16 protein-coding genes are annotated in these 15,768 nt (G+C 36.3%); 12 read left to right on the top strand and 4 right to left on the bottom strand.

Annotated features, from left to right (window positions below; translation table 11 throughout):
• The first annotated feature begins 35 nt into the window (after positions 1-35).
• The 6 genes from REB14_RS04695 (at position 36) to REB14_RS04670 (ending at position 8,024) form a co-directional block, all read left to right on the top strand.
• Positions 36-2,105, top strand: coding sequence for a protein-disulfide reductase DsbD family protein (locus tag REB14_RS04695; protein WP_309521635.1), 2,070 nt, complete (start codon positions 36-38; stop codon positions 2,103-2,105).
• Positions 2,106-2,240: 135 nt separating this feature from the next.
• Positions 2,241-3,776 carry a T9SS type A sorting domain-containing protein gene (locus tag REB14_RS04690; RefSeq protein WP_079243343.1) on the top strand — a complete coding sequence of 512 codons (1,536 nt, stop codon included), beginning with the start codon at positions 2,241-2,243 and terminating at the stop codon, positions 3,774-3,776.
• A 107-nt stretch (positions 3,777-3,883) separates the two neighbouring features.
• Positions 3,884-5,422, top strand: coding sequence for a T9SS type A sorting domain-containing protein (locus REB14_RS04685; RefSeq protein ID WP_309521634.1), 1,539 nt, complete (start codon positions 3,884-3,886; stop codon positions 5,420-5,422).
• A 306-nt stretch (positions 5,423-5,728) separates the two neighbouring features.
• A complete protein-coding gene (locus REB14_RS04680; protein WP_309521633.1) occupies positions 5,729-6,253 on the top strand; it encodes a biopolymer transporter ExbD in 525 nt (174 codons plus the stop codon).
• Positions 6,254-6,363: 110 nt separating this feature from the next.
• Positions 6,364-7,146, top strand: a complete 783-nt coding sequence (locus REB14_RS04675; protein WP_079243994.1) for an alpha/beta fold hydrolase — start codon at positions 6,364-6,366, stop codon at positions 7,144-7,146.
• A gap of 71 nt (positions 7,147-7,217) precedes the next feature.
• Positions 7,218-8,024: a patatin-like phospholipase family protein gene (locus REB14_RS04670; protein ID WP_079243346.1), complete on the top strand. Its 807-nt coding sequence runs from the start codon at positions 7,218-7,220 to the stop codon at positions 8,022-8,024.
• Between the two features lie 28 nt (positions 8,025-8,052).
• Here the strand turns inward: REB14_RS04670 and REB14_RS04665 are convergent, their stop codons facing one another.
• Positions 8,053-9,057 (bottom strand): DHH family phosphoesterase, encoded by a 1,005-nt coding sequence (locus REB14_RS04665; protein WP_034693239.1) that lies wholly within the window; start codon positions 9,055-9,057, stop codon positions 8,053-8,055.
• Positions 9,058-9,292: 235 nt separating this feature from the next.
• Between REB14_RS04665 and rpmH the strand changes: the two genes are divergently transcribed.
• A complete protein-coding gene (rpmH, locus tag REB14_RS04660; protein ID WP_002976260.1) occupies positions 9,293-9,451 on the top strand; it encodes a 50S ribosomal protein L34 in 159 nt (52 codons plus the stop codon).
• 154 nt (positions 9,452-9,605) lie between these two features.
• Positions 9,606-10,316, top strand: coding sequence for a cell division ATP-binding protein FtsE (locus REB14_RS04655; RefSeq protein WP_034692990.1), 711 nt, complete (start codon positions 9,606-9,608; stop codon positions 10,314-10,316).
• A 59-nt stretch (positions 10,317-10,375) separates the two neighbouring features.
• On the opposite strand, the gene REB14_RS04650 is transcribed toward REB14_RS04655, so the two are convergent.
• From REB14_RS04650 to REB14_RS04640, 3 genes are read right to left on the bottom strand one after another with little or no spacing between them, the layout of a single operon-like run.
• A complete protein-coding gene (locus REB14_RS04650) occupies positions 10,376-11,068 on the bottom strand; it encodes a tRNA1(Val) (adenine(37)-N6)-methyltransferase (protein WP_079243347.1) in 693 nt (230 codons plus the stop codon).
• Positions 11,068-12,522, bottom strand: a complete 1,455-nt coding sequence (locus REB14_RS04645) for a sensor histidine kinase (RefSeq protein ID WP_034692985.1) — start codon at positions 12,520-12,522, stop codon at positions 11,068-11,070. The genes REB14_RS04650 and REB14_RS04645 overlap by 1 nt, the downstream gene beginning before the upstream one ends.
• A 1-nt stretch (position 12,523) precedes the next feature.
• Complete coding sequence (locus REB14_RS04640) at positions 12,524-13,108, bottom strand: riboflavin synthase (RefSeq protein ID WP_079243349.1); 585 nt, start codon at positions 13,106-13,108, stop codon at positions 12,524-12,526.
• Between the two features lie 48 nt (positions 13,109-13,156).
• On the opposite strand from REB14_RS04640, the gene pdxA reads away from it, so the two are divergent.
• The 4 genes from pdxA (at position 13,157) to accB (ending at position 15,744) form a co-directional block, all read left to right on the top strand.
• Positions 13,157-14,248, top strand: coding sequence for a 4-hydroxythreonine-4-phosphate dehydrogenase PdxA (gene pdxA / locus REB14_RS04635; RefSeq protein ID WP_079243350.1), 1,092 nt, complete (start codon positions 13,157-13,159; stop codon positions 14,246-14,248).
• Between the two features lie 84 nt (positions 14,249-14,332).
• A complete protein-coding gene (locus tag REB14_RS04630) occupies positions 14,333-14,863 on the top strand; it encodes a YceD family protein (RefSeq protein WP_309521632.1) in 531 nt (176 codons plus the stop codon).
• 67 nt (positions 14,864-14,930) lie between these two features.
• The gene (gene rpmF, locus REB14_RS04625; protein ID WP_007843326.1) at positions 14,931-15,134 is read left to right on the top strand and encodes a 50S ribosomal protein L32; all 204 of its coding nucleotides are present in this window, start codon (positions 14,931-14,933) and stop codon (positions 15,132-15,134) included.
• A 127-nt stretch (positions 15,135-15,261) separates the two neighbouring features.
• Entirely contained in the window at positions 15,262-15,744 is a 483-nt protein-coding gene (accB, locus tag REB14_RS04620; protein WP_034692974.1) for an acetyl-CoA carboxylase biotin carboxyl carrier protein, read from the top strand.
• Positions 15,745-15,768 lie beyond the last annotated feature (24 nt).

Here is a 15,768-nt window from a genome sequence, read left to right as displayed (position 1 = left end):
CGAAATGGAGTCTCAAAACTTTAATGAAATGAACAATGAAATTTAGAAATTGGTTTTTATTAATTCTACTATTTTTAGCGACAGGAATTAATGCGCAGATAAAAAATCCTGTAAAGTTTAAATTCACCATCAACGATTTGGGGAACAATCAATACGAAGCGGTATTGAATGCTACCATGGAAAACGGATGGCATATTTACTCGAAAGACTTACCGGAAGACACCGGTATTCCGACCGAGTATAAAGTGACAGGAAAAAATATTGAGTTGATCGGAAAATTTACCGAAGTAGGTAAAAAACATGAAGAATTTTCTGAAGCGTTTGGAGGAACAATTGTTTTCTACTCCAATTCTGCTGGATTTAAGCAAAAATTTAAATTAAAAGATCCTACAAAACCCGCAGATGTCGCTTCTGAGATTACCTATCAGACCTGTGATGACAGAGTTTGTCTGGCTCCCAACACATTAGAATTCAACCAAAAAGTTACGCCAAAAGGAGCAACGGAAGAGGCTGCAACCGAAGAAACTACAGGTCCTGCAAAAGATTCTGTAAAAATAACTGAGACGGTTACTGAAAATCCTGCAAAAACAGAAGCTACGATTACAGAAACTTCAAAACTGGATCCTAAGCAGCTGAAAATTGAAAGTATTGATTTCAAAAAACCATTGACGGATTGCGGTACAGCGTCTACCAAAGTGGATGAAAACTACTGGACGTATCTATTCTTAGGATTTATCGGAGGATTAATTGCTTTGCTTACGCCATGCGTTTTCCCGATGATTCCACTAACGGTTTCATTCTTTACAAAAGGAAGTAAAGACAAAGCAAAAGGAAAAAGAGATGCGCTTATTTATGGGTTTTTCATTCTTCTTATCTTCGTTTTATTGAGTATTCCTTTCCATATTATTGATGGAATCGCCGGAAATATCTTCAACGAGATTTCTACAAGCGTATGGTTGAATATTGCTTTCTTTATCATATTCATCTTCTTTGCCGGAAGTTTCTTCGGGTATTATGATATCACTCTACCAAGTTCTATTGCCAACAAATCTTCTAAAGCGGAAGAGGCAGGAGGAATTATCGGTATTTTCTTTATGGCATTAACCTTGGTGATTGTTTCTTTCTCATGTACAGGTCCTATTTTAGGAAGTTTACTGGGAAGTGCAGTAACAGGTTCATCCAATGTTCCAATGCTGTTGACCTTTGCGTTGGCAGGATTCGGACTGGCATGGGCGATTATTTTTGGATTGTTGGCATTGTTCCCGCAGGCATTACAAAGTCTTCCGAAATCAGGAGGATGGATGAATACCGTAAAAGTGGTATTAGGTTTCGTAGAACTGGCATTAGCGTTAAAATTCTTGTCTAAAGCAGATCTCGTTTCTAAAACCTTCTTCTTAAAAAGGGAACTTTTCATTGCGATCTGGATTATTATCGCATTAGGATTAGCAATCTATTTATTAGGATTGATCAGATTCCCTCATGATGATAAGAAACCTAAAATTTCTATCACCAGAAAAATATTAGGGGTATTGGGAATTGGTTTTGTGATCTATCTGGTTCAGGGTTTAATCCCATCTGACCGTCCGAAACTTCAATTATTAAGTGGGATTTTACCTCCATTGAACGTAAGCTATTTCCATGATGAAAAAGACGGAATTTTAGGAATGCATCCGGAACACGACTTCTTCAAAGCTATAGAACTGGCTAAAAAAGAAGACAAGCCAATCCTGATTGACTTCACAGGATACGGATGTGAAAACTGTAGAAAAATGGAGGAATTTGTATGGAGCGAACCAGACATCTTGCCAATCTTACAGAATGATGTTGTATTAGCTTCTCTATATGTAGATGATAAGGAAGAACTTCCTGAAGATCAGAAAACCAAAATTGACCTTGGAGACGGACAGATCAAGAAGGTAAAAACAATTGGGGACAGATGGAGTTTATTCCAACAGGTGAACTTCAATAATAACTCTCAACCTCACTATGTTTTAATCACTCCGGACGGAAAAGTAATAAATACTCCTGTTTCAGGATATATGCCGAAAGAGGATTTCAAAAAATTCCTTGAATGCGGGGTAAATTTCTACAAAAAGAATAAATAAATTATTCACATATCATTCAAAAACTCACACTTTATCGTGTGAGTTTTTTGTTTTCATGAATTAAATAAACAACAAAACACCAAACGTAGTGTAAAATTAATTACATTTGAATAACCATCACTTATTCAAATACATATGAGATATTTAACAACTACTTTTTTATTTTTTACTTTTTCAATAATCACAGCACAGACTGCTCCTTCCATAGAATGGCAAAAAGCATTGGGAGGTACTCAGAGCGAATCCGCCAATGCAATCCAGCAAACCTCTGACGGAGGTTATATTGTAGCAGGAAACTCTATGTCCAATGATGGAGATGTGAGCGGCCACCACGGACAAGGTGATTATTGGGTCATAAAACTTGATTCGGCCGGAAATATAGTATGGCAAAAATCTTTAGGGGGAAGTAATCTGGATACTGCACAATCTATCCGTCAGACTATAGACGGAGGATATATTGTTGCCGGATCATCCAACTCAAATGATGGAGATATTACCGGGTATCATGGAAACTATGACTTCTGGATTGTAAAAATAGATTCTAATGGAAATATACAATGGCAGAAGTCTTTAGGTGGGAGTAATCTCGATCAGGCTCTGTCTATTCAACAGACCGTTGAAGGTGGATATATTGCTGTCGGCTGGTCAAGCTCTAATGATGGAGATGTGAGCGGAAATCAGGGAGGACAGGATTACTGGGTTGTAAAATTAGACAATAGCGGAAATATAGAATGGCAAAAATCATTAGGGGGAAGCGGCAGCGACCAAGCCTCTTCTGTACAGCAAACGTTTGATGGTGGATATATTATTGCGGGATCTACAACTTCCAATAACGGCCATGTTACCGGAAACAATGGCGGTTACGACTTTTGGGTAGTAAAACTGAACTACGCAGGAAATATGCAGTGGCAAAAAACATTAGGAAATAATAGTAATAATATGGCTTCTTCTGTACAGCAGACTTTTGATGGCGGATATATTGTTGCGGGAACTTCTTTTAATCCCTTACATTCTGAAAACGGACTTCCTGATTATTGGGTGGTAAAATTAAATAGTAATGGGGTTCCTCAGTGGGATAAATATTTTGGAGGAAGTGCTCATGATAATGGTATAGCAATCCGGCAGACAAGCGAATGGGATTATATTTTTGCAGGCTGGACTGCTTCCAATAACGGACAGGTAACAGGAAATCATGGAAATAATGATTGCTGGATTATAAAAATGGACAGTAACGGAAATATGAAATGGGAAAAGACTCTGGGAGGGAGTAATTATGAAAACTTAACCGCTGTAGAGCTAACTGATGATAATGGTTATATTATTTCAGGAAATACAGGATCTATAGACGGAGATGTTACAGGAAATCATGGTTTACTTGATGCCTGGGTAGTTAAGTTAAGTCAGGAACAATTAGGAGTATCAGAAAGTCAGCAGATCAGTAAGCCTAACCTCTACCCTAACCCGGCAAAAGATTTCTTTTATGCAGATAACTTACCTCAGGAAAGCAACATTCATATTACCGATATGTCGGGAAGGAAAATATTCTCAGAAAAGTATCATGAGAAAAAAATAAAAATCAATACTTCTGCATTTTCTGAAGGAATCTATATTGTACAGATAAAAAGCAAAGAGGAAATCATTCTCTCAAAGAAAATAACAGTCAGTAGATAATTTATTGACTAATACTTTAATCATTCGGGAGAAATAACATCATAGATTATTTTTAGCGAATTGAATAAAATTAATTACATTAGAATAAACTAATACCCATCAAAAATATGAGAAACTTATCGTTTATTCTACTATTATTTATAACTTCAATTCTATACGCTCAGACTGCTCCTTCCATTCAATGGCAAAAATCGATGGGTGGAAGTAATGTAGATCTGTTTCACTTTGTAGAACCAACTTCTGATGGCGGATATATTGTCTCGGGTTCTACCTTTTCCAACAACGGAGATCTTACACAGAATTTTGGCAGCAGGGACGCCTGGATTATTAAATTTGATTTCAACGGAAATATACAATGGCAAAAATTATTAGGAGGCAGCCAGGCAGAATTATTCCATTCTATACGGGAAACTTCCGATGGAGGATATATTCTTGCCGGAGGATCAACTTCTGCAGATGGCAACCTTACGAGCAACAATGGTTTTGAAGATTATTGGATTGTAAAATTAGATTCAACTGGGGATATAGAATGGCAAAAATCGATGGGCGGAAGCGATCGCGATATTGCAAAAGATATTTTGCAAACTTCTGACGAAGGATACATTATTGCCGGAACAAGCTATTCTAATGATGGTGACGTACTGGGAAACCATGGAGGTGCGGATATCTGGATCATTAAGACAAATTCCGCAGGAAATGTACAATGGCAAAAATCCTTAGGCAGCAGTTCAGTGGAACAAGTTCAATCTATCCAGCAAACTTCTGACAATGGATATATTATTGGCGCCGCCACGGGAAATATTGCTGACGGAGATGTTACACAAATTTATGGAGGATCAGATTATTGGATTATAAAACTGGATTCATACGGGAATTTACAATGGCAGAAGTCCTTAGGTGGAACAGGCTTTGATACTGCCAATTCTATTCAACAGACTTTTGATGGGGGCTATATTGTTGCCGGAATATATGAAAGGTCTATTTATCCTTATCCTTTAAATTCTGATTATGGCATCATAAAACTAGCCAGTAATGGAGATGTACAATGGCAAAAATTTTTTGGAGGCAATAAAAGTGATGGTGCAAAATCTATTCAACAAACAGCTGATGGAGGATATATAATTGCAGGGCTTTCCAATTCTAACAATGGTGATGTGCTGGGAAATCATGGAAATACTGATGCATGGATTATAAAAACAGATAACACAGGAACGCTTCAATGGCAAAAATCTTTAGGCGGAACCGGCAATGAGAATGCGGAGACTATCCGGAAGACCGTAGATGGCGGGTTCATTATCATTGGGTATTCCAGTTCCATCAATGGAGATGTTTCAGAGAACCACGGCAATATTGACGGGTGGATCGTAAAGCTAAGCCCGGAACAACTAAGCATCTCCGAAAGTCAGAAAATGAATCCACCTAACCTCTACCCTAACCCGGCAAAAGATTTCTTTTATGCAGATAACTTACCTCAGGAAAGCAATATTGATATTACCGATATGTCGGGAAGAAAAATTTTCTCACAAAAGAATCATGAGAAAAAAATAAAAATCAATACTTCTGCATTCTCTGAAGGAATTTATATTGTACAGATAAAAAGCAAAGAGGAAATCATTCTATCAAAGAAAATAACAGTCAGCAGATAATTTATTGACCAATACTTTCATCATTCGGGAGAAATAACGTCAATAGATTATTTTTTCTGCTTAAAACACTCACCCATTACTGCGTGAGTGTTTTTGTTTACCTCTTCAGTTCATCAGGTTCATTGCCCAAACAATAAAGTCATTTCTTTCATTTTCTAAAAAAATAAAAGAAATGGAAGCATTTAAAAATTAATTACAAAAACAATCAATAGATTCATGAATCTATTGATTATTCCACAAACAAGGCACGCTTGTTGTAAGAATTTTTCAAAAAAAACACCGTTTAACATTTAAAAATTTTTAATCATGGCAGAAGTAATTGCACAAGAGAAACAAGGCGGAAAGCAAAAGAAAAAAATGATCCGCGTGGACATGACTCCTATGGTAGATCTGGGATTCTTACTCATCACCTTCTTTATGTTCACCACTAATTTTACAAAACCTAACGTAATGGATTTAGGATTACCAGCGAAAGACCCAAATCCCAATCCTATCAACACTCCGGTGATTGGAGACCAAAACCAGATTACCTTTATCCTTGGAAAAGACAACCGTGTATTTTATCATCAAAGCAATGCTAAAGATTTAAATACAGGAAACCTTAAGGAGACTGATTTCAGTGGAATAAAAATTTCAAAAATCATTGCTGAAGCCTATAAAAAAGCTCCGGCACCTGAGAAATTCACAGTCATTGTAAAACCTACAGATGAAGCCAATTACAAAAATTTTGTAGATATGCTGGATAACCTTGCTATTTCTAAAAAGGAACGATATGGCGTAACAGACATCAAGCCTTGGGAAACAAAGATTTACAAGGAATTAACTCAATAAAAGACAAGGGCATTTTTTAAATGCTCTTTTTTTGACTAAATTTGAAAGGAGAAACAGATCTGCAGCATGCAAACTGCTGTATTATTTTTAACCTTCTAAATTTTGGAATCATGCTGAACTTTGAAAGAAAAGGAAACGGAAAAGAAACTTTAGTACTTCTTCACGGATTTATGGAAAACCTATCCATCTGGAGCGATATGGAGCATCATCTTTCCAAAGATTTTTCACTACTCAAAATTGACCTTCCCGGCCACGGACAGTCTGAAATTCTGGCTGAAGTTCACACCATGGAACTGATGGCTGAGGAAGTAAAAAAAGTTTTAGACCATCAGAATTTAGAAAAAGTTCACCTTCTGGGACATTCCATGGGAGGCTATACTTCACTTGCCTTTGCTGAAAAATATCCCCGTTCTTTAAAAACTTTAACGTTATTTTTCTCTACCTACTTTCCGGATGATGAAGAGAAAAAACAACAACGTATCAAAAGCTATAGAATCATCAAAGATGCATTTGCCCATTATGCAAGAGCGGGAGTACCTAATTTATTCAATCCGAATGAAAGAGACATTCTGGAAGGAAAAATTGAAACAGCTCTTGAAACAGCCCTTTCCACCAACAATTTAGGGGCTCTTGCCTCTGTGAAGGGTATGGTAGAAAGAACAGACAAAAAGCATGTTCTGGAAAATCTGGAAGCTAAAATATTAATATTGGCCGGTAAACATGACAATGCTGTAAAAACCGATATGATGATCAAACATCTTCCGGACAGAACGAATATTAAATCTTATATCCTGGACTGCGGCCACAACGGTCACTGGGAAAAGCCAGGAATCTGCGCAGAAATCATCAATACAGAACTTCTTCACAATCTTCCTAAAAAACTGGTTTTATAAAACAGGTAACATGACAAATTAAGCTGCGCATAACAAAAAATCCTGTATATTAGTAGAGGATAATTTTGGTAATGGCTTTATTTTCATTCAAAAAAAAGAAACCACCGGCACCACCGGTTATCGGACTTACACTTTCAGGCGGAGGAATGCGTGGGATTGCTCATATTGCCGTACTGAAAGCGCTGGAAGAATACAATCTGAAACCACATATTATCTCAGGAACCAGTGCGGGCTCCATCATTGGTGCTTTTTATTCTTTTGGAAAAACACCTGACGAGATGATGGAAATTGTAAGACAGACTTCTTTTTTCTCAAGATCATCTTTAAAATTATCCAAAAACGGAATTTTCAGTTCCAATTTTATTTTAAAACTGTTCAAAGATTATTTCCCGGAAGACAATTTCAGTATTTTAGGAATTCCGATGTATGTGGCTGCTACTGAAATGACGCATGGCATCGTAGACTTCTTTTCTGAAGGAGAGCTTTTTGGACCATTACTGGCTTCCTCAAGCGTTCCTTTTATTCTCCCTCCGGTAAGAATTGGTGAGAAAATTTATGTGGATGGTGGCGTTCTGGATAATCTCCCTATTGAACCCATCATGGATAAATGTAATTTTCTGATCGCCTCTCATGTCAACTCCATTAGCTATGATGAATTAAACAAAATGAGTCTGATGAAGGAATTCGACAGAATTCTCCACTTAGCGATTGCCAAATCTGTGTATTCTAAAGCAAAATACTGCAATATCTTTTTGGATCCACCCAAAATGACGAAATACAGTCTTTTCAACAAAAGATACATGGATGAAATGTTTCAGCAGGTGTACGATTATACCTGCCAGGAACTTGAAGAAAAAGGGTTTCGTAAAAGTATTTAGGAATTTTAAAGACATTCCCGTTCTTCTCCTACAAACCTTCTTCTTTTACTTTCTCTTTAAAGTTCACTATTGTTCCGGCTAAAGAATCTAAAGATTTCCCTCCGGCTGCATTAATGTGCCCACCACCGTTGAAATATTTTCTTGAGAATTGATTCACGTCCACATCGTCTTTACTTCTGAAAGAAATTTTAACGAAGTCTTCGTACAAATCTTCCATAAAGAATGCTGACATTTTTACACCAGCAATGCTTAAACCATAGTTTACAAAACCTTCTGTATCTCCTTTCTGGAAACCAAATTCCTTAAGTTCATTTCTGGTAAGGCTTAAAACCGCTACTGTTCCATCATTCACTACTTCTATTCTTCCAAGAACCAAAGCAAGCAAATGCAGACGGGAAACCGTGTTCGTGTCCCATGTATTGGAGGTGATCATGGCAGGATCTGCACCGTGTTCAATAAGATTAGCAATAATACGGTGAGTAGTGGCACTGGTAGAACGAAAACGGAAACCACCTGTATCAGTCATAATTCCAGTATAAAGACATTCTGCCATATCCTGATTCACCAGTTTTTCATCATTCATTGCTTCAATGAAATGATAAATCATCTGTGAAGTGGCAGGAATGACTGTATCGGAATACACAAAATCAAATTGTTCCGGCTGTTGGTGATGATCGATAAGAATTTTCTTCCCCGGAGCTTTTACCAGCCAGTCTCCCAATAATCCGATTCTTGACGGAGAATTAAAATCCAGGCAGAAAATAACATCTGCTCCCGCAATCATATCCGAAGCCAGTTTTCTTTTATATTCTGCAATAATAACTTTTTTAGATTCCGGCATCCATTTCAGAAATTTCGGAAAATCATTAGGCACGATAACCTCTGCATGAATTCCTTTTGCTTTCAGATAATGTTTTAATCCCAAGCTTGAACCAATAGCATCTCCATCCGGGTTATAATGGGTAAGGATCACTATTCTGCTATCCTGGGTAAGTAATGTATTGATATCTAAAAGTTCTGCTGGTGTAAACATCTGGTGTTTATTTTTCGTTAAAATTAAAGTTTTCAAAGATAGAGCTTTTATATAAATCATTTAAATATTATTTTTGCACCCGAAAATGGTTTTCCCATGAGGGTTTATAAATGCCTGACTGAAAAACATTACATTTAATTTTAAAAAAAGACAATTAAAGTTTGTAACTTATATTTTTTTATATATCTTTGCAACCTGAAAATTAATAGATTAATTACGATTTAAACATATAGTAATGAGTAAAAGAACATTCCAGCCATCAGAAAGAAAGAGAAGAAACAAACACGGTTTCAGAGAAAGAATGTCTACGCCAAATGGAAGAAGAGTTTTGGCTGCGAGAAGAGCTAAAGGCAGAAAGAGATTAACTGTAAGTGCTGCACGCGCTAAGAGATAATTTCTAATTATCATATACAAAACATGCTTGAGAAGTTCCTTTTCAGGCATTTTTTGTTGTTAAAATTTACTAAAATTAGAGTCAAATAGACTTCTTTTTTCTATTTTTAAAGATTGAAATTTTTTTGTTAGAAAACAGCCTTTAAAATTTAATTATGCCACATACAAATATCGCCGGAGACAATATTATAAGTTTACAAAACGCAAAGATTGCACAAAAAAACTTCACTGTACTTTCTGATGTAAATCTTAATATAAAGAAAGGTAGATTCTGCTACCTTATCGGAAAAACAGGTTCCGGAAAAAGTTCCCTACTGAAAACGCTTTACGGACACATCCCATTAGCATCAGGACACGGAGCTGTTGTAGGATTTGATCTGGCAAAACTAAAGCCATCCGATATTCCTAACTTAAGAAGGAAACTAGGTATCGTATTCCAGGATTTCCAGTTACTTTCTGACAGAACGGTTGAGAAAAACCTGAAGTTCGTTCTTGAAGCAACAGGATGGAATGACAAAGTAAAAATAGAAGACCGTATCAATGAGGTTTTAGGAAGCGTGAACATGAAGAGCAAGAAGCACAAAATGCCTCACGAACTTTCCGGAGGAGAACAGCAGCGTATTGCCATCGCAAGAGCCCTTCTTAACCACCCGGATCTTATCTTAGCGGATGAGCCGACAGGAAACCTTGACCCTGAGACTTCCAACGAAATTATGACGCTATTAAAGCAGGTTGCCCTTGAAAATGGCGCTGCAGTAGTAATGGCAACACACGATTATCACATGATTCAGAACTTCCCTGGTGAAGCCATCAGATGTGAAGACGGAAAAGTTTCTGTATTGGATACTTCAGAATTATTTGAATAAGAATAAAAAAATAAGAAGCTCAGAAATAACTAAGTTCTAAAATCTAATTTCTAACTTCTTTACTTAAAAACATGAAACTCTTTGGTGAGTTCAAGATATTGGTCCGAGTATTGTCTCGGACTTTTTTCTATAATAAAATCAGATTCGTTGATTTCCTTTTCTTGTAAAGAAAACTCCAGAATCAATCTTTTTGCCTTTGAATTTTCAATTCCTTTGATATTCACTTTTCTGTTCAGATAAAGATTATTTTCTTTACCGATGGAAATAAAAACGTCTCCCGCTTCCACAGGTATGATCACAGAAAACATTCCGTTTTCGGACAATAATTCTGCCGCCTTACTAATTAACTGTCTGAAGTTTAATTCTACAGTCTGGCGCGCAATCTTATCTTTTTCAGACCCAGATTCTTCGAAGTAAGGAGGATTGGATACAATAAGATCAAAACAATCTTCGGTTTCAAAAGTTTTAAAATCCTGATGGCAATTTTTCAGCCTTGCACGAAAAGGAGAATTTTCAAAATTGAGCTGAGTAAGCCTTACAGCATCCTCATTAATATCCAGCCCTAAAAATCCAGCCTGTGGATTTCTTTGTGCCAGCATAAGAGAAATTAATCCCGTACCTGTTCCGACTTCCAAAACACTGGAAGCATGTTCAATATCAGCCAAAGCCCCAAGCAGAACACCGTCTGTTCCTACACGAAAGACGTCTTTAGACTGCTGAATTTCAAATTGTTTAAATGTAAAGGGTTTCACTATAAATTAGTAGGCAGTGTAATAATGAATGTAGATCCCTTCCCTACTTCTGATTTCACAGAGATCTCACCTTTATAATCCTCAATCATTTTTCTCACCATGGACAAACCAAGCCCCATTCCACTACTTTTAGAAGTAAAATTCGGTTCAAAAATTCTTTCGTACATATTTTCAGGAATCCCGACTCCATTATCCTGAACAGAGATAATCACTCTTCTTTGATGCTGCTCCACATCCACATTGATAATGAGTTTTCTCTGGTCACTTTCCGCCTGCTTTGCATTGGTCACAAGGTTTGTAATGATTCTGGAAAGATAAATTCTATCCATATTGATCATTATATTCGTCTTGTTGGCATGCATGAAAATACTATCATCATTGAATACGCGGAGAATATCTTCAACTTCTGTATTCAGATTGATCACTTCATTATTTTTTTCAGGAAGTTTGGCAAATTCTGAGAATGCTGAGGCTACTGTAGCAATCAGATCAATCTGGTCGACAATAGTTTTACTCATTTGCTTTACTCTTTCTCTGATATTAGGATCTTCAGGATCAAATTTTCTTTCAAAATTCTGAATGGTCAGCTTCATAGGAGTCAGCGGATTTTTCACCTCATGAGCCACCTGCTTGGCCATTTCTCTCCACGCTTCTTCAGATGCTTTAAACCTAAGCCTTTCTTTCTGATCCTGAATCTGTAGAATCATTCTGTTATAGGCTCTTGCCAGAGCATTAAGCTCATCATTTTTATAGTATCTGATAGGACGCATTTCATTTTCAAACAAAGTAATACGGGTAATCATATCAGAGAATTTCGTAATGGTTTTCGCCAGACTATTAGAAGTAACCCAGCTGATCCATATACTAAAAAGAATAAGGAATATATCGACTAAAAGAATATATTTTACATATTGATGAAGAACCTCAAGGTAAGCAGATTCATTGTGATATAAAGGGATATAAACAATTCCGATAGGTTCAAGTTCATTGTTTTTCAATAAAAGATAAGAAGAAGTAAGCTTAGCATCCTTAGCAGCATCATAATTCACCATATCTACTCTTGCGTCAGTAGACAGAATCTTATTGATGATTTCTATAGGAATTGTTTTCTGCTCAACTAATCCTTCATCTTTATTGGAAAGCAAATAGTTTCCTTTCAGATCATAAATAAAAATGTCATGCTGGTTGATATCCGCTATTTCAAAGATCTTATTCCCTAAAACTTCCGGAAGATCTTTTGTCTCTATAAGAGTCTGGCTTACTGCATAATCCAGATATCGCATTACAGCATTGGTTTTATCCTGCATATCAATATTACTCTGCTGTAAAGAATGATTTCTCAATACAAAGTAAGGAACAAGTGATGTAGCAACGACACTTAAAAAACATACCAGCAAGAAACCGAAAAACACCCGGTTTCTTAAGCTATATCCTTTATACTTATTTATTGACATTCTACTTTTTAATTAACCTAGCAATATACTTACCAATGATATCAAATTCCAGGTTTACTTGATCACCAATTTTCAAATGTTTCATATTCGTGAATTCCCAGGTGTAAGGAATAATAGCTACGGAAAACTGAGCATCTTCGCTCTTAGCAACAGTAAGACTGATCCCATTTACTGTAATTGAACCTTGAGGTACCGTTACAAAACTTCCGTCATTTTCATACTTCATAGTAATAAAATAACTTCCGTCTTTATTTTCAATATTAACAACTTCACCGGTTTTATCAACATGTCCCTGAACAATGTGGCCATCCAGTCTTCCATCCATTTTCATACAACGTTCAAGATTTACAACAGTTCCCAATTGCCATTTTCCAAGGTTGGTTTTTTCCAGTGTCTCGTTAATCGCTGTAACCACATATTGATTATCTTTTATCTCAACTACCGTAAGGCAACACCCGTTGTGGGCAAGGCTCTGATCAATTTTCAGTTCGTTTGTAAAAGGACACGTAAGGGTGAAATCTATATTACTTCCTTTTTCTTCAATCTTCTCAATAACACCAACTGCTTCAATAATTCCTGTGAACATATTATTTTTTGCTAAATTTGTAAATTATAATCTTCAAAGATAATCAAAATGAGCCCAAAAAACCATAAAGTACGAGTAGGAATTTCAATCGGTGATTTCAACGGCATCGGTCCGGAGATCATTATGAAGTCTCTGAAAGACAAAACTATTACAGATTTTTTCACGCCTGTAATTTTTGGTTCGGGAAAATTATTCACTTATCAGAAAAACATTTTTAAGCTGAATCTTAATTTCAACTACGTTAACGAGCCTTCACAGGCACAGGCAGGGAAACTTAATATGGTTAACCTTACCAAGGAAAACGTGAATGTAGAATTGGGAGTTCCTACTGAAGAATCTACGAAAATGGCGATTGACTCTTTAGAAGCGGCTACTGAAGCTTTGATGAAAGGAGATATTGATGTATTGGTAACCGCTCCGATCAACAAGGATGAAATGGTAAAAATGGGATTCAAGCATGCCGGACACACGGGCTATTTTGAAGAAAAATTCAATAAAAAAGGATTAATGTTCCTTGTTACTGAAGATCTTAAAGTAGCTGTTTCCACGCATCATATTCCTATTGCACAGGTAGCTGAAAATATTTCCAAGGAAAAAATAAAGAAACAGATCAGGGTATTAAATCAGACACTTATAGAAGATTTCTGTATTCAAAAACCAAAAATTGCTGTATTAGGACTAAATCCTCATGCAGGAGACGGAGGCGTTATCGGAAACGAAGAAATTGAAATCATCAGCCCGGCTATTAAAGAACTTTCTGACAACGGAATATTAGCATTCGGACCTTTCCCTGCAGACAGCTTTTTCCAGCCGAGTAAATATAAAAATTTCGATGCTGTTTTAGCGATGTATCATGACCAAGGACTGGCTCCTTTCAAAACATTAGCCTATGAGGAAGGAGTAAATTATACAGCCGGACTTCCTTTTATCAGAACATCTCCTGACCATGGAGTTGCTTACGATATTGCAGGAAAAAATGTGGCCGATGAGCAGAGTTTTACAGAAGCGATCTTCACAGCGATCCAGGTTTTCAAGAACAGAAGTGAATACAGCGAACTGATGAATGACCGCCTTCAGCCTAGAAAAATGGCTGTAGACAACGGAATAGATGAAGATCTACCGGAGGAAACTGAAGCATAAATCTTTAAAACAAATTTTAAATTAATTTGTTTCAGATTTTATTTGTTATTATAAAAAAAATGCATATTTTTGCACACTCATTTTATGGACAAGTTAAGAAACTATGACGTAAGCTTTTCCGGACTTAAAAACGGAAGACACGGGTTCAAGTTTGAGATAGATAAAACGTTCTTTCAATTATTTGACACTGAGCAGGAATTTACAAATCCTAGAATAGAAGTGAATGTATCACTTGATAAACACACTACTTTTTTAGAATTTGAGATTAAAATTAATGGATTGGTTGAGTTGGTTTGTGATATCACAAATGAAGATTTCGACTATCCTATTGAGAATGAAATCAAAATTTTGGTGAATTTCGGGGAAGAATATGATGACAGCAATGAAGATGTCATTACCATTCCTACTGCAGAGCATGCTTTCAATGTAGCACATTTGATTTATGAAAATGTGATGCTTTCTATCCCGATGAAAAAAATTTCACCGAATGTAAGTGATGACGATATTAAAATTCTTGACCAGTTCAGTCCTAAAGATATTGAGGTAACTGAAGAAGAAGAACATGAAAGTGACCCTAGATGGGATGCTTTAAGAAAATTAAAAGACAATAATTAAATAGAATAATTTAAATATGATGAGATGATGAATCTCATCGCTCATCAATTAAAAAAGTTATTAGAAAATGGCACATCCAAAGAGAAGACAGTCGTCCACAAGAAGAGATAAGAGAAGAACTCACTACAAAGCTGTAGTTCCTCAATTAGCTAAAGATGCAACAACAGGAGAGCTTCACCTATACCACAGAGCTCACTGGCATGAAGGAAAACTTTACTACAGAGGTAAAGTAGTATTGGAAAAAGAAGTAGCTACTACTGAAGAAAACTAAGAGTCGCTTTTCACTGAAAAAGCCTCATTTTAATACAAAAACCGCCCAATTTTGATAAAATTTGGCGGTTTTTTGTTGTTTTTTACGTTTTTTTGGTATCTTTGACATCAAATCAAATATCAAATTTATGGACATTAAAGACATACAAAATCTTATCAAGTTTGTATCTAAGGCTGAAGTATCAGAAGTGAAGTACAAAACTAAAGATTTCGAAATCACTATTAAAACTCCATTAGCTGGAAGCGATGCTGTTTATGCACAACCTGCAGTATATCACACTGCACCACAAGCGGTAGCTGCTCCGGCACCTGTTGCAACTCCGGCTGCTCCTGTTGCTGAAAAAGCTGAAGCTGCATCTGATGACAGCAAATATGTAACAATCAAATCTCCAATGATTGGTACTTTCTATAGAAAACCATCTCCTGATAAAGATGTATTTGTAAATGTAGGTGACGAAGTTTCTGTTGGTAAAGTAGTTTGTGTTATTGAAGCAATGAAGCTATTCAACCAGATTGAATCTGAAATCAGCGGAAAAATTGTTAAAATTTTAGTTGACGACGCTACTCCCGTAGAGTATGACCAACCTTTATTCTTAGTAGATCCATCTTAAGGAATTTTAGATTAAAGATTATAA

This window comes from Chryseobacterium metallicongregator, from assembly GCF_031324065.1.
GTDB classification, from domain to species: Bacteria; Bacteroidota; Bacteroidia; order Flavobacteriales; family Weeksellaceae; genus Chryseobacterium; species Chryseobacterium metallicongregator.
The sequence above is the reverse complement of the archived record's forward strand: the minus strand, read 5'-3'. Positions and strand labels throughout refer to the sequence as shown.

Bases quoted from the DNA above. Each gene is read 5' to 3' on its own strand.
- REB14_RS04695 (WP_309521635.1), top strand. From the start codon at position 36: ATGAAATTTAGAAATTGGTTTTTATTAATTCTACTATTTTTAGCGACA.
- REB14_RS04690 (WP_079243343.1), top strand. From the start codon at position 2,241: ATGAGATATTTAACAACTACTTTTTTATTTTTTACTTTTTCAATAATC.
- REB14_RS04685 (WP_309521634.1), top strand. From the start codon at position 3,884: ATGAGAAACTTATCGTTTATTCTACTATTATTTATAACTTCAATTCTA.
- REB14_RS04680 (WP_309521633.1), top strand. From the start codon at position 5,729: ATGGCAGAAGTAATTGCACAAGAGAAACAAGGCGGAAAGCAAAAGAAA.
- REB14_RS04675 (WP_079243994.1), top strand. From the start codon at position 6,364: ATGCTGAACTTTGAAAGAAAAGGAAACGGAAAAGAAACTTTAGTACTT.
- REB14_RS04670 (WP_079243346.1), top strand. From the start codon at position 7,218: ATGGCTTTATTTTCATTCAAAAAAAAGAAACCACCGGCACCACCGGTT.
- REB14_RS04665 (WP_034693239.1), bottom strand. From the start codon at position 9,057: ATGTTTACACCAGCAGAACTTTTAGATATCAATACATTACTTACCCAG.
- rpmH (WP_002976260.1), top strand. From the start codon at position 9,293: ATGAGTAAAAGAACATTCCAGCCATCAGAAAGAAAGAGAAGAAACAAA.
- REB14_RS04655 (WP_034692990.1), top strand. From the start codon at position 9,606: ATGCCACATACAAATATCGCCGGAGACAATATTATAAGTTTACAAAAC.
- REB14_RS04645 (WP_034692985.1), bottom strand. From the start codon at position 12,522: ATGTCAATAAATAAGTATAAAGGATATAGCTTAAGAAACCGGGTGTTT.
- REB14_RS04640 (WP_079243349.1), bottom strand. From the start codon at position 13,108: ATGTTCACAGGAATTATTGAAGCAGTTGGTGTTATTGAGAAGATTGAA.
- pdxA (WP_079243350.1), top strand. From the start codon at position 13,157: ATGAGCCCAAAAAACCATAAAGTACGAGTAGGAATTTCAATCGGTGAT.
- REB14_RS04630 (WP_309521632.1), top strand. From the start codon at position 14,333: ATGGACAAGTTAAGAAACTATGACGTAAGCTTTTCCGGACTTAAAAAC.
- rpmF (WP_007843326.1), top strand. From the start codon at position 14,931: ATGGCACATCCAAAGAGAAGACAGTCGTCCACAAGAAGAGATAAGAGA.
- accB (WP_034692974.1), top strand. From the start codon at position 15,262: ATGGACATTAAAGACATACAAAATCTTATCAAGTTTGTATCTAAGGCT.